This window comes from Methylobacterium sp. P3_A11 (assembly GCF_056403155.1).
This window is the reverse complement of record NZ_JBFUGA010000047.1, coordinates 1-19914: the sequence shown is the minus strand read 5'-3', so window position 1 is coordinate 19914 and position 19914 is coordinate 1. Positions and strand designations below refer to the sequence as shown.

Sequence of the window (19914 nt, the reverse complement as noted above, 5' to 3'; positions counted from 1 at the left end):
TCACCGCCGCCCAGGACCGCACCAGTAGCCCCGCGTGGTCCCCGCGCCGGCGTGAGCGCGCGACGAGGACGCCTTGCCGACCATTTCCAGACCGAGACGCGCGGCCCGGCGGTCCCTGTTCCAGAGCGGGATCGGCCTGCGCCTTGCGCTCGCCGCGATGCTCTCCATGCTGGTGTGGTCGACGATCGCCTGGGCGCTGTCGGCATGAGCGCGCGGTCGCCGATTTCCGACCCGATCCGCCTCGTCGGCCTGACCCTCGGCTATGACCGTCACCCGGCGGTCCACCACCTCGACGGGACCGTGCGGTCCGGCGACCTGCTGGCCCTGGTCGGACCGAATGGCGCCGGCAAGTCGACGCTCCTCAAGGGCATGGTCGGCGAGATCCGCTGCCTCGACGGCCGGATCGAGCGCGCGGGCGCGATCGCCTACATGCCGCAGGCGGACGAGATCGATCGGAGCTTTCCGCTAAGCGTCCTGGATCTCGCCGGCATGGGCCTCTGGCGGCGCGTGGGCGCATGGCGCAGCCTCACCCGGCATCGCCCGGCAATCGAGGCCGCGCTGGCGACGGTCGGCCTCGACGGTTTCGCGGCGCGCCCGATCGGCACCCTGTCGGGCGGTCAATTCCGGCGCGCCCTGTTCGCCCGGCTGATCCTGCAGGACTGCCCCGTCGTCCTCCTCGACGAGCCGTTCACCGGTATCGATGCGCGGACAGTGGACGATCTCCTGGCGTTGATCCGGACGTGGCATGGCGAGGGGCGGACGGTCGTCGCAGCCCTCCACGACCTTGCACAGGTGCGGGCGCACTTCCCGACGACGCTGCTGCTCGCCCGCGAGCCCGTGGCCTGGGGGCCGACCGCGCGGGTGCTGACGGCCGACAACCTCGCCCGCGCCCGCAACCTGTCCGAAGCCTGGGACGAGGGCGCAGCGATCTGCGCCGGGCCGCGGGCCGTGGCGGCCCACGCCCACGATCACGGCGCCGGCCCGCATCACCACCACGAGGACGCCGCGTGATGGATCCGTTCGGATCCCTGGTCGCGCCCTTCGTCGAGTTCGGCTTCATGCGCCGGGCACTGGCGGGCTGCCTCGCGCTGTCGGTGTCGGCACCGCCCGTGGGCGTGTTCCTGACGCTGCGCCGCATGAGCCTGATGAGCGACGCGATGAGCCATGCGATCCTGCCGGGCGCCGCGGTCGGCTTCTTGGTCGCCGGCCTGTCCCTGCCGGCGATGACCCTGGGCGGTCTCGTCGCCGGGCTCGCCGTGGCCCTGCTCGCCGGGGCCGTCACCCGCGCCACGGTCGTCCGGGAGGACGCCAACCTCGCGGCCTTCTACCTGATCTCCCTCGCCGCCGGCGTTCTGCTGGTCTCGCTGCGCGGGTCGCAGATCGATTTGATGCACTTCCTGTTCGGCTCGGTGCTGGCCCTCGACGATTCTGCGCTCTGGCTGCTCGGCGGCATCAGCACGCTGACCCTCATGGCCCTCGCGGTGATCTACCGGCCGCTCGTGATGGAATGCGTCGATCCGCTGTTCCTGCGGACCGTGAGCCGCAGCGGCGGTCCGGTCCATCTCGCATTCCTGGCGCTGGTCGTGGTGAACCTCGTGGGCGGCTTCCAGGCCCTCGGAACCCTGCTGGCGGTCGGGCTGATGCTGCTGCCGGCCGTGGCGGCTCGCTTCTGGGCGCGCGACCTCGCCGGGCTGATCCCGGTGTCGATGCTGATCGCCGCGATCGCGAGCGTCTCGGGACTGAGCCTCTCCTACCAGTTTGACCTGCCGAGCGGCCCGGCCATCGTGCTCGCAGCCGGCGCGCTCTACCTCGCCTCGATGATGGTCGGTCCGCGGGACGGCCTGCTCCGCCGGCTCGTGCGGCCACGCCATCTCGAGGCCTGATCAGGGCTGATCCTTGAGGGACGCGAGGCCCTCGCGGTAGGTCGGATAGGCGAGCGCGACGCCCAGTTCCTCGCGGATCAACCGGTTCCGCACGCGCTTGTTCTCGCCGTAGAAGCTGCGCGCCATCGGCGACAGGTCGGCGGTCTCGAAATCGATCTCCGGCGGCAGCGGCAAGCCCGTGAGTGCCGCGGCGTGTTCGGTCACGGTCTGCGGTGCGGTCGGCTCGTCGTCGGTGACGTTGTAGATCGCCCCGGCCCGCGGTCTGTCGATGGAGGCGAGCAGCGTCGTGGCGATGTCGTCGACATGGATCCGGTTAAACACCTGTCCGGCCTTGACGATGCGCTGGGAACGGCCCTCCCGCAGCTTCACGATCGGGTTGCGGCCCGGTCCGTAGATGCCCGAGAGGCGGAACACCTGCACGGCCTTGCCGGCCTGTGCACCGAGTGCCAGCCACGCCGCTTCGGCATCGAGGCGCACCTTCGAGCGGGCGCTGCGTGGGATCGCCGGCGTCGCCTCGTCGATCCAGGCCCCGCCCTGATCGCCGTAGACGCCGATGGTGGACAGGTAGCCGATCCAGCCGATCCGACTCGCCGCGATCACGTCCGCGTAGCGGGGAAGCACCGGATCGCCGGCTTCGCCGGGGGGCGCCGAGACGAGCAGCACATCCGTGTCGGCGAGGTCCGCGGCGATCCGGGGATCGTCGGCCTCCGGTCCGAAGGCACGCATGGCGAAGCCGCTGTCCGCCGCGATGCGGTCGGCGGCGTCGGCGTCGGTGACGGTGGCGCGGACGGTCCCGAACCGCGCCCGCGCCCGATCGGCGAAACGGCGGCCGGTGAAACCAAGCCCGAAGACGAAGAGGTTCATGGGGCGGATGTCTCGCCCGCCGGCGATTCCGTCAAGGCGGCGACGGCCAGCCACTCGTCGCGGACATGGGTATCGGTCTCGCGCTCGGCGTGCTGCCGGCGAAGGGCGCGCAGGGCATCCGGCGCGAGCAGCCGGGCGCAGGCCCACACCGCCATGCCGCGCACCAGGGGGGACGCGTCGGTGAGCCGGGCCACCGCCGCGTCCGCCAGGGCGGGATCGCCGGAATTGCCGATCGCGATCATGACGTTGCGCAGGAAGCGGTCGCGCCCCGTGCGTTTGACCGGCGTGCCGGCGAAGAAGGACCGGAATGCCGCATCGTCGAGCCCGGCGAGATCCGCCAGCGACGGGGCGGCCAGATCGGTGCGCGCGGCGAGGCGGGTCTCGGCCGCCGTGCGGGCGAACTTGTTCCACGGGCAGACGGCGAGGCAGTCGTCGCAGCCGAAGACGCGGTTGCCGATCGCCGGCCGGAACGTCGCGGTGATCGGCCCGGCATGCTCGATCGTGAGATACGAGATGCAGCGCCGCGCATCGAGCCGGTAGGGGGCCGGGAAGGCATCCGTCGGGCAGATGTCCAGGCAGGCGCGGCAGGAGCCGCAATGATCCCGCGCAGGCGGATCCGGCTCGAACTCCGCGCTGGTGTAGATCGCGCCGAGGAGCAGCCAATTGCCGTGCGTGCGTGAGATCAGCACCGTGTGCTTGCCCTGCCAGCCGAGGCCGGCCGCCTCGGCGAGGGTCTTCTCCATGACCGGGGCGGTGTCGCAGAAGACCTTCACCCGCACGTCGCCCTTGGCGGACAGGTAGCCGCCCAATTCCTTCAGCCGGCCCTTCAAAACCTCGTGATAATCGCGCCGCTGCGCGTAGGCGGCCACCGCGCCGCGGTCCCGTCGCGCCACCACGTTGCGCGGATCGTCCTCGGGCCTGTAGCTCATCGCCAGAACAAGGATGCTGCGCAGCCCGGGCCACAGGCTGGTGGGACGGGCGCGCTGGTCCGCCCGCTCCGCCATCCAGTCCATGGTGCCGTGCGCGCCCTCGGCCAACCAAGCCGACAGGCGACCCGGCAGGTCGGGCAACCGGTCGGGGCGGGTCACGCGCAGGCCGCAGAAGCCGAGCGTCCGAGCCCGGGTCTCGACGAGGCGGCGCAGATCGGCGCCGAGATAGATCCGTCGGGCGTTCAGAAATCGAGATCCGCGTAATGGGCGGCGGGCGCCATGCCGGCCACCCGATCGGCCAGCAGGCTGCGGAACGAGGGCCGCGACTTGACCCGGGCGTACCAGTTGCGGGCCATCTCGTCCTCGTCCCACGGCACGTCACCGAGATAGTCGACGCAGGAGAGATGGGCGGCCGCCGCGAGATCGGCATAGGTCAGGTTGTCGCCGGCGATCCAGCGCCGCCGCGCGATCAGGTAGCCGATGTACTTGAGGTGGTAGCGCACGTTTGCGCGCGCGGCGCGGATCGCGTTCATGTCGGGCGGGCCGCCGCCCTCGTGGGCCGACATGAAGCGTTTCGAGATCTTCTCGTTGACGAGGTAGGCGGTCACCTCGGACTCGAACTTGACCAGGAACCAGTCGAGCAGGCGCCGCACCTCGACGCGCTCGACGGTGTCCTCCGGCAGCATCCGCCGCCCGGAAAGCCCGAGGCCCCGGGTCTCGTCGAGATACTCGGCGATGACCCCCGCCCCGGGGATGACGAGGCCGGTCTGCTCCAGYAGCACGGGCGTCACCCCCGCCGGATTGATCAGCAGGAAGTCGTCGCGCCGTTCCCAGGGCCGTTCTTCGAACAGCGTCGGCTCCATGCCCATCTCGGCGAGCACGAGACGGATGAACCGGGAATTCGCGCAGAAGGGAAAGTGGTAGAGGGTTGCCATCGAGGCCGTGGTGGACGCTTGGTCTGCCAGCGCGGCCGGTCCCGCGCTCGTCGAGGGTCCTGAAGCGCAGGTCTTCGGCGCGCAGGACTTCGGACGGAGCGTTATTGCCCGACCGTTTCCGAGCCCTTAACACGCCCGGCTCGGCCCGGTAACCGCTCGTCAACCCTAATGGGCGAAGCCTCGGGCTCAACCATTTTGCGTGGCAGGCGGCTCGGCATGCGCCGGAGCGCCCACGGCACAAGGCGTCTCGATGGATCCGGTAAGCATCGGCAAGGCAGTGCTGCTCGCGCTGGTGGAGGGGGCGACTGAGTTCATTCCGGTTTCCTCCACCGGCCACCAGTTGCTGGTCGCCCATTTCATCGGCTTCCACTCGCCAAACAACACCTTCGAGGTGCTGATCCAGCTGGGCGCGATCCTGGCGATCCTGGCGGTGTATTTCCGCCGCCTGCTCGGGATCGCCACCGCGATGCCGACCGACCCCAGGGCGCGCCGCTTCGTGCTCGGGATCCTGGTGGCGTTCCTGCCGGCGGCGATCATCGGCGGCATCTTCTCCAAGATGATCAAGGCTTACCTGTTCAACCCCTGGATCGTCTGCGCGACCCTGGTGGCGGGCGGCCTGGTGCTCCTCGTCATCGACGACACCGATCTCGAGGTGCGGAAGACCGACGTCTACGACTTCTCTCTGCCGATGGACCTGAAGATCGGCATCTTCCAGTGTCTGGCGATGATCCCCGGCGTGTCCCGCTCGGGCGCCACCATCGTGGGCGCGATGCTGATGGGCGCCGACAAGCGCTCCGCCACCGAATTCTCATTCTACCTCGCGATGCCGACCATGGCGGGCGCCTTCGCCAAGGACCTGCTCGACAACTACAAATACCTGTCGGGCGACGATGTCGGCCTGATCGTGATCGGCTTCATCGTGTCGTTCGTCGCGGCGCTGTTCGTGGTGCGAGTGCTCCTCGACTACGTGTCCCGCCACGGCTTCTGGCTGTTCGCGTGGTGGCGGATCATCGTCGGCGCTCTCGGGTTCGCCGGTCTGATCATTCTCGGCTGAGGCGGAGCGCCGCTCCGACCCCGGTTGCGGCCATCAAAAAGCAGTGACCCGCGCCTTGAGGTTTCCTGAACCGTCGGGCGATTGCCAGCGGCGAAACGGCGTGCGACGCAAACGCACGAAAACGGTGCAGAAGACACCGCGGCCTGGGACATTCCGATGGAAGACACACCGCTCGCCGACCTCTTCGAGCCCGCAGACCGGGCACGCTGGCTCGGCCTCGTCGAAGGCGTCCTGAAGGGTGCCGATTTCGAGAAGCGGCTGGTGTCGCGGACAGCCGATGGCCTGCGGATCGAGCCGCTCTACGGCCGGGCCGAGCCGGTGGCCCAGCCCGTGCGCGAGCCGGGTCCGTGGCGGATCGCCCAGCGGGTCGACCATCCCGATCTCGGCGTCGCCAATACCCAGGCGCTGGCGGACCTCGAAGGCGGTGCCGACGCCCTGGTTCTGGCGTTCGCGGGCGCACCGGGCGCCCGTGGCTACGGCCTGACCGCCACGCGCGTCGAGGATCTCGACGCGGCGCTCAAGGGTGTGATGCTGCCGCTGATCGCCCTGCGGATCGACGGCGGCGGCCGCGGCCTGGAGATCGCACAGGTCGTGAAAGCCCTGGCGGAGCGCCGGGGCGAGGATCTCTCGAGCTACGATCTCGATCTCGGCATCGACCCGATCGGCGTCCTGGCCGCCACCGGCAGCCTCGGCGCGGTCTGGAGCGAGATCGCCCCGCAGCTCGCCGCGACCGTGGTGGAGCTGGAGGCGGCGGGCTTCCGCGGCCGGGCGTTCCTGGCCGACGGCCGGCCCTATCACGAGGGTGGCGCCGGCGAAGCGGCGGAACTCGGCGCGGTGCTCGCCACCGCCGTCGCTTATCTGCGCGCCCTGGACTCCGCCGGCCACGACCTCTCTGCGGCCCGCGACCGCATCGCGGTACTGCTGGCGGCCGATGCCGACGAGTTCGTCACGGTCGCGAAGTTCCGCGCGATGCGGCGCCTCTGGGCGCGGGTCGAGCAGGCCTGCGGGCTCGATCCCAGGCCGCTGCGGCTCCACGCCGAGACGGCGTGGCGGATGATGACCAAGCGGGATCCATTCGTGAACATCCTGCGCACCGGCATGGCGGCGGCGTCCGCCGGCATGGGGGGCGCCGACAGCGTCGCGATCCTGCCCTACACGCAGGCCCTCGGCCTGCCCGACGCCTTCGCGCGGCGCGCGGCGCGCAACAGCCAGATCGTGCTGATAGAGGAATCGCATCTCGCCCGCGTCAGCGACCCCGCGGCCGGTGCAGGCGGTTTCGAGGCGCTGACCGCCGACCTCGCCGAGGCGGGCTGGGCGGCGTTCCAGGCGATCGAAGCCGAGGGCGGCATCGTCGCCTCGCTCAGCGTCGGGAAGCTGCAGCGGCGGATCGAGCTGACCCGCGAGGCCCGCGCGAAGGCCGTGGCGACCCGCCGCGAACCGCTCACGGGCGCGAGCGAGTTCCCGAACCTCTCCGAGAAGCCTGTCACAGTCCTCGACGTCTCCCCCGCGACCGGGCCGGGCAGCTCGAATTTCGGCGCGGGCTCGGCCGTCGCCTGCGATGCGTTGCCGTCCCAGCGTCTCGCGGAGCCCTACGAGTCCCTGCGGGACGCCTCGGACGCGAGCTTCGCCAAGACCGGTCGGCGCCCGGTGGTGTTCCTGGCCAATCTCGGCCCGGTGGCGGCCTTCAACGCCCGGGCGACCTTCGCCGCGAATGCCTTCGCGGCGGGCGGCATCGAGGCCATCTCGAACGAGGGCTTCCCGGACGCCGAGGCCGCGGCGGCGGCGTTCCGGGATTCCGGAGCGACCCTCGCCTGCATCTGCTCCACCGACGCGATCTATGGCGAGCACGCCGTCGCCACGGCCGAGGCTCTCGCGAAGGCTGGCGCAGGACCGATCTACCTCGCCGGCCGGCCGGCGGACTTGCTCGAGCCGCTGAAGGCTGCGGGCGTGGCCGCCTTCCTGCATGTCGGTTGCGATCTGCTTGCCCTCCTCAACGCGGCGCTTCGGGCGGCCTTGCGGTCGCCGGCGCCGCAGACGTCGCGCTGACGGGTCACCCGCCTCGCGACGCCAACCGAACCGAAGCCGCATGACGCCCCGTATCGCAGCCGCGCTGCTCCTCATCGGCGCAGCCCCCGCCGCCGCCGCACCGCGCCGGGCGTCCATGCCCGATCGGTACGACGGCACGTGGAGCGTCGAGATCGTCACCGAATCGGGCGGATGCGACCGCGCCTATCGCTATCCGGTGCGGATCAAGCACGGTCGGGCGCGGTTCATCGGGACAGCCTTCGTGGTCGACGGCGGCGTCGCGGGGAACGGCGCGATCCGCGGTTCCATCTCCAACGGCGCCGCCACGGCCGACGTGCGCGGGCGCCTGGATTCCGCCGGGTTCGGAACCGGCACCTGGGTCGCGTCCGGAGCCCTCGCCTGCCGGGGTTACTGGAACGCCGAGCGGCGCGGCTGAGACAGGGAATGGGAAAGAGGTGTTGCCGTCGTGAAACGGTCCGGATCTTGCCCCGTATCGGGCACGTGGACCGCACCGTCAGCCCCGATCCCGACGCAATCATGAGCGAGACCTGAACAGGTTCGGACACCCGACGAGGCCGCCCGTATGAAGACTTCGATCCTCGCCACCTTGACCGTCCTCGCTCTCGTCTCGGCCGCGCAGGCGCGCCCCCACCGGCAGCCCGCCACCCCGGCGGTGAACCCGGCGCAGGCAGAGGCAGAACTGGCACCCCTTCGGCAGGCCGCCACCGCGTGCTTCGCCGATACGGTGCTCTCGAACCCGAAGGCGACCGCAGAGGCCCGGGCGGGCCGCTGGTATGAGGCCGTCGGCATCACGGGCTTCCTGTGCCGCCCGGAAGTCGCCGCGATGATCCAGGCGCATGACCGCCTCTACGGTGCGAAGACCGGCGAACGCTACTTCAAGGGCGCCTACGTCAAGCATCTCGACCAGCAGCTCGCCGAGCGGCTCCAGCCGGTGTTCGTCCGCAAGGCGGTCGCGAGCGCCGAGCCGCCGGTCGACAAGGCGTCCGCCGAGGACGGCGCGACCGGCAACTGATCGGGAAGCGGACGGGCGCGCTCCACCTTCCCGTTCGCGGAGGCGGCGATGCCCTACGAGCTCCATTATTGGCCGATGATCCAGGGGCGTGGCGAGTTCATCCGCCTCGCTATGGAAGAAGCCGGCGCCGAATACGTCGACGTCGCCCGCCGGGATGACGAGGCCGGCGGGATCGAGCCGATGCTCGACCGCCTTACGGATCCCGGGAACAAGCGGCCGCCCCTGGCACCGCCATTCCTGCGCGACGGCGACGTCGTCATCGGCCAGACCGCCGCGATCCTCCTCTATCTCGGCCCGCGCCTCGGCCTCGTCGGCGAATCCGAGCGCGACCGGATCTGGACCCATCAGCTGCAGCTGACGATCGTCGACGCGGTCGACGAGGCCCACGACACGCACCATCCGTTGGGCGTCGGGCTCTACTACGCGGATCAGAAGCCCGAGGCGCTCCGCCGGGCCGCGGAGTTCCGGGCCGAGCGGATCCCGAAATTTCTGAGCTATTTCGAGCGGGTGCTGTCGTCCAACGGCAGCGACCGGCTCGTCGGCGAAAACGTGTCCTACGTGGATCTGTCCCTGTTCCAGCTCGTCGCGGGCCTGCGCTACGCCTTTCCCAGGGCGACAGCCGCGGCCCTGCGCGCGAACCCGAACGTGGCGCGTCTTCATGAGGCCGTCGCGCAACGCCCGCGGATCGCCGCCTATCTCGAGAGCGAACGCCGGCTCCCGTTCAGCGAGGACGGCATCTTCCGCCGTTATCCCGAACTCGATCCCTGAGCCACGGCCCCGGGCTCACCGCACCCGCCCGCCGACCAGGATCGCCGCGAGCGTCAGCGCCACGAGCCCGAGCACCAGCGAGAGCAGGCGCCAGAACAGCAGCGGATCGCGCTCGAGCAGCGAGGCCCGCCGGGCGTCCGTGAAGGCTGGGTTCGGATGCCGGAGGTCATGCACGAAGGCAGACAGCGCTTGATAGCGCCGCGCCGGGTCCGGATGCACGGCCTTGCGCAGCGCCCCGTCCACCCAGACCGGCAGCAGCGGCCGCACGGCGAGGGCCGAAGCATAGCGCAGCCGGCGCTGCGCGGCGCGTGTGCGCGCCCGAGGGACAGCATCGCCATAGGGAAGCCGCCCGGTCAGCATCTGGTAGGTGATGACGCCAACCGCGAACACATCCGATCCGGCCGTGGCCGGCGCGCCGAGGAAGCACTCGGGGGCCGTGTACTGCACGGTGCCGAGGATCTCCGCCGGATCGATCCGCGGATCGCCCTCGACCACCCCGGCCACCTGGGTGGCGCCGAAATCGATGACCTGGACGGTCCCCGCCGTGTCGATCAGCACGTTGTCGGGCCGCAGGTCCTGGTGGACCATCTCCCGCCGGTGGAAGGCCTGGACGCCCCGGGCGAGCTGCTCGACGAGGCCGCGCGCCGCCTCGAGCTCGGGGGCGGCATGGTCGCGCATCCACTGGGTCAGAGTCTGGCCCTCGACGTAGCGCATGACCGTGTAGAGGTGGCTGCGGCGGCGCGCTTGGGTATGGGCCTTGAGAACGTGGGGATTGTCGATCCGCCGCGCGATCCACTCCTCCATGACGAAGCGCTTCCGCTGCGCCGGATCGTCCCGCAGATCCAGCGACAGGACCTTCAGGGCGACCTGTTCGCCCGTCTCGGCCTCCACGGCGAGATAGACGCGGCTGCGGGGGCCGGAATGGAGGATCCGCAACAGACGGAAGCCGTCGAGGTCGGCCGGCGGGTCGAGCAGCGGCGCCGGATCGAGCCCCTCGGTGTCCCCGAGGAGGTCGGCCGGATCCCCGGCCGGCACGGTTTCCACCCGCACGATCTGGATCGTCAGGTTGTCGGGGCTGCCGGCGGCCAGGGCCGCCTCGGCGATGGTGCGCGCCGCGGCATCCAGGGATTCGGCCTGCGTGATCGCCGCCACCATGTCGCGGGGCCGGACGTGCTCGTGGACCCCGTCCGTCGTCAGCACGAACGTGTCGCCGGCCGCGATGCCGAACGCGTGGTAATCGATCTCCACGCGGGCGGTCGCCCCGAGGGCGCGGCCGAGATAGGATTCCGCCGCGGAGACGACCACACGGTGGTCCTCGGTGAGCTGTTCGAGGGACCGCCCGGACACGCGCCAGATCCGGGCGTCGCCCACATGGAAGAGGTGGGCCGTGCACGCCTTCAGGACGAGGGCATCGAAGGTCGTGACGTAGCCCCGGTCGGCATCGTTCGGGTCGGCGCCCCGCCGGGTCTGGGCATACAGCCAGGAGTTCGCCGCCGCGACCACGCGCTGCGCCGAAGTCTTCACCGACCACGTGTCCGGCGTGGCGTAGTAATCGCCGAGGAAGCTCTTCACCGCGGTCTCGCTCGCCGCCGCGCCGGCGGCGCTGCTGCTGATCCCATCGGCGAGCGCCACGGCGATCCCCTTCCGGCTGAGGCCCGGCTGGGGCGGAACCAGGGTGCCGTGGAAATCCTGGTTGGCCGCCTTGCGACCGGCGCTGCTGTACTGGCCGATGGAGACCGTCAGATCCGCGGGCGACCCGTTCGATCGGGCGCTCAAGCGGCGACCGCCGCGCTGTCGCCACGGCCCCGATACGACAGGGCCTCCGCCAGGTGCAGACGTCGCACCTGCGCTTCCCCGTCGAGGTCGGCCAGGGTCCGCGCCACGCGGAGGGTCCGATGAAAGCCCCGGGCGGAGAGCCGCATGGTCTCCGCCGCCTGCCGGATCAGCGCCGTGCCGTCCGCGTCGGGGCTCGCGACCTCCTCGATGAGGTTGGCCGGACAGGTCGCGTTGGTCGTGGAGGCGGGCAGTCCCCGCCCTGTGAAGCGTTCCGCCTGGAGCGCCCGAGCCGCCGAAACCCGGGCGGCCGCCTCGCGGGAGCCCTCGGCCGGCGCTGGCAGGATCAGGTCGGCGGCCGTGACCGCCGGCACTTCGATGCGCAGGTCGATGCGGTCGAGCAGCGGGCCGGAGATCCGCGCCTGATATTGCGCCATGCAGCGCGCGTTCGGTCCGCGCCGGCAGGCGTAGCCCGGCTCGAGGCCCTGGCCGCAGCGGCAGGGGTTCATCGCGGCGACGAGCTGGAAGCGCGCCGGATAGGTGATCCGATGGTTGGCCCGGGCAATCATCACGGCGCCCGATTCCATCGGCTGGCGCAAACTGTCGAGCACCTGCGGCGAGAATTCGGGCAGTTCGTCCAGGAACAGCACCCCGCCATGGGCGAGGGAGATCTCCCCCGGCCGCGCCCCGAGCCCGCCGCCCACCAGGGCGGCCATCGAGGCGGAATGGTGTGGCTGCCGGAACGGGCGGCGGTTCGAGAGGGCGCCGCCCTTCAGCTCGCCCGCCACCGACTGGACGATGGAGATGTCGAGAAGTTCGCGGGGATTGAGCGGTGGCAGGATCGAGGGCAGCCGCGCCGCCAGCATGGATTTGCCGGAGCCGGGGGGGCCGTTCATCAGCAGGTTGTGGCCGCCAGCCGCCGCGATCTCCAGCGCGCGCTTGGCGCCTTCCTGACCCTTGATGTCGGCGAGGTCCGGGAGCGGCCCGGCCAGCGCGGCGACGGCGGGCTCTGGCCGGGCCATGACCTGGCTGCCCTTGAAGTGGTTGGCGAGCTGGATCAGCGAGCGTGGCGCGAGCACGTCGAGGTCGCCCCCGGCCCAGGCCGCCTCCGGACCCGTGGAGGCCGGGCATATGAGCCCGAGCCCCCGGGCGCCGGCCGCCATGGCGGCCGGCAGCACGCCGTCGACCGCCGTGATGCTGCCGTCCTGGGCGAGTTCGCCCAGCACGCAGTAGCCGGCGAGGGTGTCGGCCGGGATCGCGCCGATCGCCGCCATGACTCCGAGGGCGATCGGCAGATCGTAGTGCGAGCCCTCCTTGGGCAGGTCGGCGGGCGCCAGGTTGATGGTGATGCGCTTGGCCGGCAGCGCCAACCCGGACGCGATCAGGGCGCCGCGAACCCGCTCGCGGGATTCGGCCACCGCCTTGTCGGGGAGGCCGACGATGTTGAAGACCACCGCCCCTGGGATGATCTGAACCTGAACGTCGACCGCGCGTGCCTCGATGCCCTCGAAGGCCACGGTGGCGACACGGGTGACCATCGGCAAGGATTCCTCGCGCCGCAGTCCGGCGCAGCCAAGATGTGCGGGAGAATCATAGGAGGCTCAAGCAGATCGTGAGCCCGCAGGAACTCTGCCGCCGCATTCCTGTTCACAGCCGGAAACAATCGACGCACCGGAGACAGCCATGCGCCTCGCCACATCCATCCTCGCACTGACCCTGGTTGCCGGCTTCAGCTTGGCGGCCCGCGCCGATCAGAAGCTTCCGCCGGACCAGCAGGCGAAGGTCGAAGCCATGCTCAAGCAGGAGGGCTTCACCAAGTGGAAGGAGATCGAACTCGACGACGGAATGATCGAGGTCGATGACGCCATCGACGCCAACGGCAAGAAGTTCGACCTGAAGCTCGATCCGAAGACCATGGCCATCGTGAAGCGCGAGGCCGAGTAGGCGGCGCTTGCGTTCGGCGGACGGCGCGGCCATATAGCCGGCGGGGGGTTGGCGAGGGACGTTTCACTCGCCAACCGGGTCAGGTCCGGAAGGAAGCAGCCCTAACGAGACCGAGCGGGTCTTCGTCCAGCCTCCCACCTTATTCCAGCGCGCGGCAGCCCGATCCCGACACGGCATGGACGCTTCGACCGGCACGCCTGACGACGAGCCGGGCCTGCCCGGGTTCCCAGCGCCGCCCGCCGCGGCAACGCCCTACCGGGTGCTCGCGCGCAAGTATCGCCCGACCAATTTCGGCGACCTGATCGGCCAGGACGCGATGGTGCGCACCCTGGCCAACGGGTTCGCGGCCAACCGCATCCCCCAGGCCTGGATGCTCACTGGCGTCCGCGGCGTCGGCAAGACCACCACGGCGCGCATCCTCGCCCGCGGCCTCAACTATGCCCGCGCCGGCCAGCCCGATACCGGGCCCACCGTGTCGATGCCGGAACTCGGCCTCCACTGCGCGGCGATCATGGAATCCCGGCACATGGACGTGCTGGAGATGGACGCCGCCTCGCATACCGGCATCGACGACGTCCGGGCGATCATCGACGGGATCCGCTACGGGCCGGTCTCGGCGCGCTACAAGGTCTACATCGTCGACGAGGTCCACATGCTGTCCGAGAAGGCGTTCAACGCCTTCCTGAAGACGCTGGAGGAGCCGCCGCCCCACGCCAAGTTCGTGTTCGCCACCACGGAGATCCGCAAGGTTCCGGTGACGATCCTGTCCCGCTGCCAGCGGTTCGACCTGCGCCGGGTCGAGGCGCCGACCCTGCACGCGCATCTCGCGAAGGTCTGCGCGGCCGAGGGCGTCTCCGTCGAGGACGAGGCGCTGGGCGCCATCGTCCGCGCCGCAGAAGGATCCGTGCGCGACGCCCTCTCGCTGCTCGACCAGGCGATCGCCCACGGCGCCGGCACGATCACTGCGCAGAGCGTGCGCGACATGCTGGGTCTCGCCGATCGCGCCCGCATCCTCGACCTGTTCGAGGCGGTGATGCGCGGTTCGGTGCCGGCGGCCTTCGCGGAATTGCGGGCGCAGTACGATTCCGGCGCGGACCCCTCGGTGGTGCTCTCAGATCTCGCGGCCTTCACGCACCTCGTGACCCGGCTCAAGGTGGTGCCGGAGACCGCCGCCGATCCGACGCTCAGCGAAACGGAGCGCGTCCGGGGCGCCCAGTTCGCCGATAAGCTCTCGATCCGCGCCCTGTCGCGGGCTTGGCAGATCCTGCTTAAGGCGATTCCCGAGGTCCAGGCAGCCCCGCGCCCGCTCGCGGCGGCCGAGATGGCGATCGTCCGCCTCGCCTACGCGGCCGATCTTCCGACCCCCGACGAGGCCCTGCGCCAGCTCAAGGCCGAGGCAGCCGCCGCGCCCACGGACGAGACCCCCGCCGTGTCGGCGCGGCCGCCGCTGCCGCCGATCCCGGATCTGCGCGGCGGTGGCTCGGCGGCGCTGGCGGCTTCGCCCCGAACGATGCCGGCGGAGCTCCCGCCCGTGGCGGTCCCGACAGCGGTGAGCGCCCCGGCCCCGAGACCGGCCCCCGTCGCGCCGCCGTCCCCGCGCCTCGGCCGGTTCGAGGACCTCATCGCCCTGGCCGATGCCAACCGCGACATCCTGCTTCGGACCGCGCTGGAGCGGGACATCCACCTCGTGCGCTTCGAGGAGGGTCGGATCGAGTTCCGGCTCGCTCCGGGTGGCCGTCCGAGCCTCGCCACCGACCTCTCCGCCGCCATCGAACGGTGGACCGGACGGCGGTGGGCGGTGGCCCTGTCCAAGGAAGAGGGCGCGCCGACCCTCGACGCCGCGGCCCGTGCCGCCACCGAGACCCGTCGGGAGAACGCCGCCGCCGACCCGTTCGTCCGCGAGGTCCTGACGCGCTTCCCCGGCGCCGAGATCGTCGACGTGCGAGAGACCGCCTCGGAGGCCCTGCCTATGGGCGAGGCTGAGGCTCTCGGAGACGATGAGGCCCCCCGGCTCGACGGCGCCGAGGACGACGCCTGAGGCGCCATCCGGCACGTGGTAGCGCGGCGGCGGTCCCATACCCAGATCAGATCAGACAACGAACCGGAAAGAGAGCCGCATGCGCGACCTGATGGGCATCATGAAGCAGGCTCAGGCCATGCAGGATAAGATGGCGAGCCTTCAGGCCGAGATGGACGGCCTCGAAGTGACCGGCGCCTCGGGCGGCGGCTCGGTGCGGGTCACGATGACGGCCAAGGGCCAGATGAAGGGTGTCAGCATCGACCCGACCCTGATGGTCGCGGACGAGCGCGAGATCCTTGAGGACCTGATCGTCGCCGCCTGCAACGACGCCCGCGGCAAGGCCGACGCGACGATGCAGGAGCGCATGGCCGAATTGACCAAGGGCCTGCCCCTGCCGCCGGGGATGAAGCTGCCGTTCTAGGCGCGCGATCGGGACGGGACGATCGAATCCGTCGCCGTCTTTGCGAGCGCAGCGAACCAATCCAGAAGCGCCACGCTTGCCGACGACCCGCGGCCCTGGGTTGCTTCGCTGCGCTCGCAAAGACGGGCGGGGACGGGCGGCCCTGCGGGCCGCCCGGTCGCGTTTTCAGGCCGCGATCGCCTGTGCGGTCGGCCCGGCGGCGCGCACGTCGGCGTCGACATGGCCTTCGAACCGCTTGAAGTTGTCGTCGAACATCTTCACCAGCCGCGCCGCCGTCTCGACGAAGGCCCCCTTGTTGGCCCAGGTCTTCACCGGGGTCAGGATGTGCGGCTCGACGCCCGGTACCGAGACCGGCACCGCGAACCCGAAATACGGATCGCGGCGGAACTCGGCCTGGGCGAGGGAGCCGTCCAGCGCCGCGCTCAGCAGGCGACGCGTCACGCGGATCGGCATGCGCCGGCCGGTGCCGACGCCGCCGCCGGTCCAGCCGGTGTTGACGAGCCAGCAATCGACGCTGTGCTTGGCGATCAGGTCACGGAGAAGGTTTCCGTAGGTGCTCGGGTGCCGCGGCATGAACGGTGCACCGAAGCAGGTAGAGAAGGTCGCCTCCGGTCCGGTCAGGCCGCGCTCGGTGCCCGCCACCTTCGCGGTGTAGCCCGACAGGAAGTGGTACATCGCCTCGGCGCCGGTGAGCTTGGCGATCGGCGGCATCACCCCGAAGGCATCGCAGGTCAGCATCACGATGTTCTTCGGATGCCCGGCCCGGCCGGTGGCGCTGGCATTGGCGATGAAGTCCAGCGGATAGGCGCAGCGGGTGTTCTCGGTGAGCGAGGAATCGTCGAAATCCGGTGCCCGCGTCACCGTATCGATCACCACGTTCTCCATCACCGTGCCGAAGCGCTCGGTGGTGGCGTAGATCTCCGGCTCGGCGTTGCGCGAGAGGCGGATGGTCTTGGCGTAGCAGCCGCCCTCGAAGTTGAAGATGCCGGAATTCGACCAGCCGTGCTCGTCGTCACCGAGGAGCTGGCGGGAGGAATCGTTCGACAGGGTGGTCTTGCCGGTACCGGAGAGGCCGAAGAAGATCGCCGAGCCGCCCTCGGCGTCGAGCGCCGCGTTGGCCGAGCAATGCATCGGCATCACGCCCTTACCCGGCAGGATGAAGTTCAGGTAGGTAAAGACCGACTTCTTCATTTCGCCCGCGTAGGCGGAGCCGCCGATCAGCACGAGCTTCTTCGTGAAGTCGATGGCGATCACCGTCTTGGACCGGCAGCCATGCCGGGCGGGATCCGCCTGGAAGCTCGGCAGATCGATGATCGTCATGTCCGGCACGTAGGACGCGATCTCGGAGCGGTCCGGCCGGATCAGCAGGTTGCGGATGAACAGCGAGTGCCACGCGAACTCGGTGAACACCCGGGCCTTCACCCGGTAGGCCGGGTCGGCACCGCCGTAGAGATCCTGTGCGAACAGCTCCCGGCCCTCGGCGTGCTTCAGGAAATCCTGGCGCAGGGCCTCGAACTGCTCCGGTGTGATCGCGCCGTTGTTGTCCCACCAGACTTCGGCCTCGGTGCTGGCATCCCGGACCAGGAACTTGTCCTTGGGCGAGCGGCCGGTATGACTGCCGGTGGTGGCTACCAGGGCGCCGCCGCGGGCGAGCTGCGCCTCCTTGCGGGACAGGGCCTCCTCGTAAAGACGCGGAGCCTCGAAATTCCAGTGGACGGCCTTGAGGTCACGGAAGCCGGCAGCATCCGCGCCGTGGGCCGCGTTGTGATCACCGATGTTGGTCAAGATCGTATCTCCCGGGCCCCTGTTCGACCGTCGACGCGACTGAGCCGGACGGGTGCACCGTCCGGATTTGCCCGGGGGACGTCCGCGCGGTCGTACAGGTCCGCCGCGCGCAGGTTCACCGTTCCCCGGCCGCTTCCCGTCCCACTCTCGAATGAGGCGGCGAAGCTTCGCTGTCATTATGGGCTCCGCCAGGAGCCCGCAACGTGGACAAACAGGTTAGACCGCAGTCGTGGACTCAGGAACCCAAGTCTGTAAGCAGTTCCGTTCGTCGCGCAGCATGCTGCAATCGACGGAGCGGCTCTGGAATACCCATATACCACACACGGGTGCCTGGACCCTTGCGCGCCGCCCGGCGGCGTCTATGCCCGTCCGGACGACCAGTCCTTACCTCGCCCCAGAGGCACGATGCCCCAAGCCGTCGCCGGCCCCGAGATCGAGCGCCTGATCCAATTGCTGGCCCGCATGCCGGGCCTCGGACCCCGCTCGGCGCGGCGGGCCGCCCTCCAGCTCATCAAGAAGCGCGATACGCTGCTCGGGCCGCTCGCCGACGCCATGCGGGTGGCCGCCGACCGCATCATCGTGTGCTCAAGCTGTGGCAATGTCGACACCTCCGACCCCTGCACGATCTGTCGCGACGCCGAGCGCGACCCGACGACGCTCGTGGTGGTGGAGGATGTCTCCGATCTCTGGGCGCTCGAGCGCTCCGGCGCCGTGAAGGCGCGCTACCACGTGCTCGGGGGCGTCCTATCTGCTCTGGACGGCGTGCGGCCGGAGCACCTCAACCTCGCGAGTCTCGTGGACCGCGTGGCCCGGCCCGAGGTGAGCGAGGTCATCCYGGCACTCAACGCCACCGTCGACGGGCAGACCACCGCCCATTACGTCACCGAGTCGATCCGCCATTGCGGYGTGAAGGTGACGCGCCTCGCCCACGGCGTACCGGTCGGCGGCGAACTCGACTATCTCGACGAGGGCACCCTGTCGGCGGCGATCCGCAGCCGCACGGCATTCTAAGGTGCGAGAACCCGCATCGATCGGGCATTTGACCGGTCCACGGCCGCATCCTATTCGACGCTGAGCCCGGACCCGTGCCGGCGCCTTCCCTGCCGGTTTCCGCCATGACCATCCGCCCGCTCGTCATCCTTCCCGATCCCGTCCTGCGCCTGGGTTCCGAGCCGGTCGGCCCGATCACCGGCGAGATCCGCACCCTGGTCGCCGACATGTTCGAGACGATGTACGACGCCCCCGGCGTCGGGCTGGCGGCGATTCAGATCGGTGTGGCCAAGCGCGTCGTCACGATCGACACGTCGAAGGAGGAAGGCGTCCGCGACGGGCGGGTCTTCATCGACCCCGAGATCGTCTGGTCCTCGGAGGAGATGCGGGTCTACGACGAGGGCTGCCTGTCGATTCCGGACTACTACGCCGAGGTCGAGCGGCCGGACCGGGTGCGCGTGAAGTTCCGCGACCTCGACGGCAAGGAGCAGGAGATCGAGGCCGGCGGCCTGCTCGCGACCTGCATCCAGCACGAGATCGACCACCTCAACGGCGTGCTGTTCATCGACCACCTGTCGAAGTTGAAGCGCGACCGGGTGATCAAGAAGTTCACCAAGGCGGCCAAGCGCGACGCGGCCTGACCCGGCCATGCGCGTCGTCTTCATGGGCACGCCGGACTTCGCGGTCCCGACGCTCGCGCGGCTCGCACAGGACGGGCACGACATCGCCGCCGTCTACACCCGCGCGCCCGCGAAGGCCGGCCGCGGCATGAGCCTGCGCCCCTCGCCGGTCCACGCGCTCGCCGACACGCTCGGCGTGCCGGTCCTGACGCCGACGACGCTGCGCACTCCGGAGGCGGCCGAGACCTTCGCGGGCCATGGGGCCGACGTCGCCGTGGTGGTGGCCTACGGAATGCTGCTGCCGCAGGCGATCCTCGACGCGCCGAAGCACGGCTGCCTCAACCTCCACGGATCCCTGCTGCCGCGCTGGCGTGGCGCGGCGCCGATCCAGCGTGCCGTGATGGCGGGCGATGCCGAAAGCGGCGTCGGCGTGATGCGGATGGAGGCGGGGCTCGATACCGGTCCCGTGGCGCTGGAGGCCCGGCTTCCGATCGCGCCAGGCATGACGGCGGGCGCGTTGCACGACGCGCTGATGCCGCTCGGAGCCGACCTGATGGCCCAGGCCCTCGCCCGGCTGGAGGCGGGCACGCTGGCCTTCACGCCGCAGCCGGAGGGCGGCGTCGTCTACGCGCACAAGATCACCAACGCGGAGGCGCGGATCGACTGGTCCCGGCCGGCCGTCGAGGTCGCCAACCGGATCAATGGGCTGTCGCCGTTCCCCGGCGCGTTCTTCGAGATCGATCTCGGCAAAGGGCCTGAGCGCGTGAAGGTTCTGCGCGCCGACCCGGCGGAAGGCGCGGGCGAGCCGGGCACGCTGCGCGATGCCGAAGGCACCATCGCCTGCGGGGACGGCGCTGTGCGGCTGACTGA

20 protein-coding genes and 1 other RNA gene are annotated in these 19914 nt (G+C 70.5%); 15 read left to right on the top strand and 6 right to left on the bottom strand.

Going from position 1 to position 19914, the window contains the following annotated elements; translation table 11 throughout:
* Nucleotides 1-73 precede the first annotated feature (73 nt).
* Genes AC1DXK_RS16015 through AC1DXK_RS16005 form a run of 3 tightly spaced genes read left to right on the top strand, consistent with a single transcriptional unit; the run spans nucleotide 74 to nucleotide 1883 of the window.
* Nucleotides 74-208: a hypothetical protein gene (locus tag AC1DXK_RS16015; protein ID WP_457105260.1), complete on the top strand. Its 135-nt coding sequence runs from the start codon at nucleotides 74-76 to the stop codon at nucleotides 206-208.
* Nucleotides 205-1011 carry a metal ABC transporter ATP-binding protein gene (locus AC1DXK_RS16010; RefSeq protein WP_457105259.1) on the top strand — a complete coding sequence of 269 codons (807 nt, stop codon included), beginning with the start codon at nucleotides 205-207 and terminating at the stop codon, nucleotides 1009-1011. The genes AC1DXK_RS16015 and AC1DXK_RS16010 overlap by 4 nt, the downstream gene beginning before the upstream one ends.
* Complete coding sequence (locus AC1DXK_RS16005; protein WP_457105308.1) at nucleotides 1011-1883, top strand: metal ABC transporter permease; 873 nt, start codon at nucleotides 1011-1013, stop codon at nucleotides 1881-1883. The genes AC1DXK_RS16010 and AC1DXK_RS16005 overlap by 1 nt, the downstream gene beginning before the upstream one ends.
* On the opposite strand, the gene AC1DXK_RS16000 is transcribed toward AC1DXK_RS16005, so the two are convergent.
* From AC1DXK_RS16000 to AC1DXK_RS15990, 3 genes are read right to left on the bottom strand one after another with little or no spacing between them, the layout of a single operon-like run.
* On the bottom strand, nucleotides 1884-2747 hold the full coding sequence (locus tag AC1DXK_RS16000) for an SDR family oxidoreductase (RefSeq protein ID WP_457105258.1): 864 nt from the start codon (nucleotides 2745-2747) through the stop codon (nucleotides 1884-1886).
* Nucleotides 2744-3889 (bottom strand): tRNA epoxyqueuosine(34) reductase QueG, encoded by a 1146-nt coding sequence (gene queG, locus AC1DXK_RS15995; protein ID WP_457105307.1) that lies wholly within the window; start codon nucleotides 3887-3889, stop codon nucleotides 2744-2746. Before queG ends, AC1DXK_RS16000 begins: the two co-directional genes overlap by 4 nt.
* Before the next feature lie 29 nt (nucleotides 3890-3918).
* Entirely contained in the window at nucleotides 3919-4611 is a 693-nt protein-coding gene (locus AC1DXK_RS15990) for a glutathione S-transferase family protein (protein WP_457105257.1), read from the bottom strand.
* Between the two features lie 250 nt (nucleotides 4612-4861).
* Here AC1DXK_RS15990 and AC1DXK_RS15985 point away from each other — a divergent pair, with 250 nt between their 5' ends.
* From AC1DXK_RS15985 to AC1DXK_RS15965, 5 genes are all read left to right on the top strand, one after another.
* A complete protein-coding gene (locus tag AC1DXK_RS15985) occupies nucleotides 4862-5665 on the top strand; it encodes an undecaprenyl-diphosphate phosphatase (RefSeq protein ID WP_457105256.1) in 804 nt (267 codons plus the stop codon).
* A 156-nt stretch (nucleotides 5666-5821) separates the two neighbouring features.
* Nucleotides 5822-7711, top strand: coding sequence for a methylmalonyl-CoA mutase family protein (locus AC1DXK_RS15980; RefSeq protein WP_457105255.1), 1890 nt, complete (start codon nucleotides 5822-5824; stop codon nucleotides 7709-7711).
* Between the two features lie 40 nt (nucleotides 7712-7751).
* A complete protein-coding gene (locus tag AC1DXK_RS15975) occupies nucleotides 7752-8126 on the top strand; it encodes a hypothetical protein (protein WP_477298320.1) in 375 nt (124 codons plus the stop codon).
* A gap of 147 nt (nucleotides 8127-8273) precedes the next feature.
* Nucleotides 8274-8723 (top strand): hypothetical protein, encoded by a 450-nt coding sequence (locus AC1DXK_RS15970; protein ID WP_457105253.1) that lies wholly within the window; start codon nucleotides 8274-8276, stop codon nucleotides 8721-8723.
* Between the two features lie 48 nt (nucleotides 8724-8771).
* Entirely contained in the window at nucleotides 8772-9491 is a 720-nt protein-coding gene (locus tag AC1DXK_RS15965; RefSeq protein WP_457105252.1) for a glutathione S-transferase, read from the top strand.
* Between the two features lie 15 nt (nucleotides 9492-9506).
* Here the strand turns inward: AC1DXK_RS15965 and AC1DXK_RS15960 are convergent, their stop codons facing one another.
* Entirely contained in the window at nucleotides 9507-11267 is a 1761-nt protein-coding gene (locus AC1DXK_RS15960) for a bifunctional protein-serine/threonine kinase/phosphatase (protein ID WP_457105251.1), read from the bottom strand.
* Nucleotides 11264-12802: a YifB family Mg chelatase-like AAA ATPase gene (locus tag AC1DXK_RS15955; protein ID WP_457105250.1), complete on the bottom strand. Its 1539-nt coding sequence runs from the start codon at nucleotides 12800-12802 to the stop codon at nucleotides 11264-11266. The genes AC1DXK_RS15960 and AC1DXK_RS15955 overlap by 4 nt, the downstream gene beginning before the upstream one ends.
* 145 nt (nucleotides 12803-12947) lie before the next feature.
* Here AC1DXK_RS15955 and AC1DXK_RS15950 point away from each other — a divergent pair, with 145 nt between their 5' ends.
* The 4 genes from AC1DXK_RS15950 to AC1DXK_RS15935 all read left to right on the top strand — a co-directional run bounded on the left by AC1DXK_RS15950 (nucleotide 12948) and on the right by AC1DXK_RS15935 (nucleotide 15649).
* Nucleotides 12948-13208, top strand: coding sequence for a PepSY domain-containing protein (locus AC1DXK_RS15950; protein ID WP_457105249.1), 261 nt, complete (start codon nucleotides 12948-12950; stop codon nucleotides 13206-13208).
* A gap of 41 nt (nucleotides 13209-13249) precedes the next feature.
* An RNA gene (ffs, locus tag AC1DXK_RS15945) (signal recognition particle sRNA small type) lies at nucleotides 13250-13348 on the top strand.
* Nucleotides 13349-13383: 35 nt separating this feature from the next.
* A complete protein-coding gene (locus AC1DXK_RS15940; RefSeq protein WP_457105248.1) occupies nucleotides 13384-15246 on the top strand; it encodes a DNA polymerase III subunit gamma/tau in 1863 nt (620 codons plus the stop codon).
* Between the two features lie 79 nt (nucleotides 15247-15325).
* Nucleotides 15326-15649 carry a YbaB/EbfC family nucleoid-associated protein gene (locus AC1DXK_RS15935; RefSeq protein WP_457105247.1) on the top strand — a complete coding sequence of 108 codons (324 nt, stop codon included), beginning with the start codon at nucleotides 15326-15328 and terminating at the stop codon, nucleotides 15647-15649.
* A gap of 165 nt (nucleotides 15650-15814) precedes the next feature.
* Here AC1DXK_RS15935 and AC1DXK_RS15930 read toward each other — a convergent pair whose 3' ends face one another.
* Nucleotides 15815-17434, bottom strand: a complete 1620-nt coding sequence (locus tag AC1DXK_RS15930) for a phosphoenolpyruvate carboxykinase (protein ID WP_457105246.1) — start codon at nucleotides 17432-17434, stop codon at nucleotides 15815-15817.
* 405 nt (nucleotides 17435-17839) lie between these two features.
* On the opposite strand from AC1DXK_RS15930, the gene recR reads away from it, so the two are divergent.
* The 3 genes from recR to fmt all read left to right on the top strand — a co-directional run.
* On the top strand, nucleotides 17840-18445 hold the full coding sequence (gene recR / locus AC1DXK_RS15925) for a recombination mediator RecR (protein WP_477298315.1): 606 nt from the start codon (nucleotides 17840-17842) through the stop codon (nucleotides 18443-18445).
* A gap of 104 nt (nucleotides 18446-18549) precedes the next feature.
* Nucleotides 18550-19065, top strand: a complete 516-nt coding sequence (gene def / locus AC1DXK_RS15920; protein WP_457105244.1) for a peptide deformylase — start codon at nucleotides 18550-18552, stop codon at nucleotides 19063-19065.
* A 7-nt stretch (nucleotides 19066-19072) separates the two neighbouring features.
* A partial coding sequence (gene fmt, locus AC1DXK_RS15915; protein ID WP_477298313.1) for a methionyl-tRNA formyltransferase occupies nucleotides 19073-19914 on the top strand: 842 nt, incomplete at its 3' end.

Coding starts and splice junctions, on each gene's coding strand:
- AC1DXK_RS15985 (WP_457105256.1), top strand. CDS start 4,862: ATGGATCCGGTAAGCATCGGCAAGGCAGTGCTGCTCGCGCTGGTGGAG.
- AC1DXK_RS15950 (WP_457105249.1), top strand. CDS start 12,948: ATGCGCCTCGCCACATCCATCCTCGCACTGACCCTGGTTGCCGGCTTC.
- AC1DXK_RS16000 (WP_457105258.1), bottom strand. CDS start 2,747: ATGAACCTCTTCGTCTTCGGGCTTGGTTTCACCGGCCGCCGTTTCGCC.
- AC1DXK_RS15980 (WP_457105255.1), top strand. CDS start 5,822: ATGGAAGACACACCGCTCGCCGACCTCTTCGAGCCCGCAGACCGGGCA.
- AC1DXK_RS16005 (WP_457105308.1), top strand. CDS start 1,011: ATGGATCCGTTCGGATCCCTGGTCGCGCCCTTCGTCGAGTTCGGCTTC.
- AC1DXK_RS15940 (WP_457105248.1), top strand. CDS start 13,384: ATGGACGCTTCGACCGGCACGCCTGACGACGAGCCGGGCCTGCCCGGG.
- AC1DXK_RS15965 (WP_457105252.1), top strand. CDS start 8,772: ATGCCCTACGAGCTCCATTATTGGCCGATGATCCAGGGGCGTGGCGAG.
- AC1DXK_RS15970 (WP_457105253.1), top strand. CDS start 8,274: ATGAAGACTTCGATCCTCGCCACCTTGACCGTCCTCGCTCTCGTCTCG.
- def (WP_457105244.1), top strand. CDS start 18,550: ATGACCATCCGCCCGCTCGTCATCCTTCCCGATCCCGTCCTGCGCCTG.
- AC1DXK_RS15975 (WP_477298320.1), top strand. CDS start 7,752: ATGACGCCCCGTATCGCAGCCGCGCTGCTCCTCATCGGCGCAGCCCCC.
- AC1DXK_RS15955 (WP_457105250.1), bottom strand. CDS start 12,802: ATGGTCACCCGTGTCGCCACCGTGGCCTTCGAGGGCATCGAGGCACGC.
- AC1DXK_RS16010 (WP_457105259.1), top strand. CDS start 205: ATGAGCGCGCGGTCGCCGATTTCCGACCCGATCCGCCTCGTCGGCCTG.
- AC1DXK_RS15935 (WP_457105247.1), top strand. CDS start 15,326: ATGCGCGACCTGATGGGCATCATGAAGCAGGCTCAGGCCATGCAGGAT.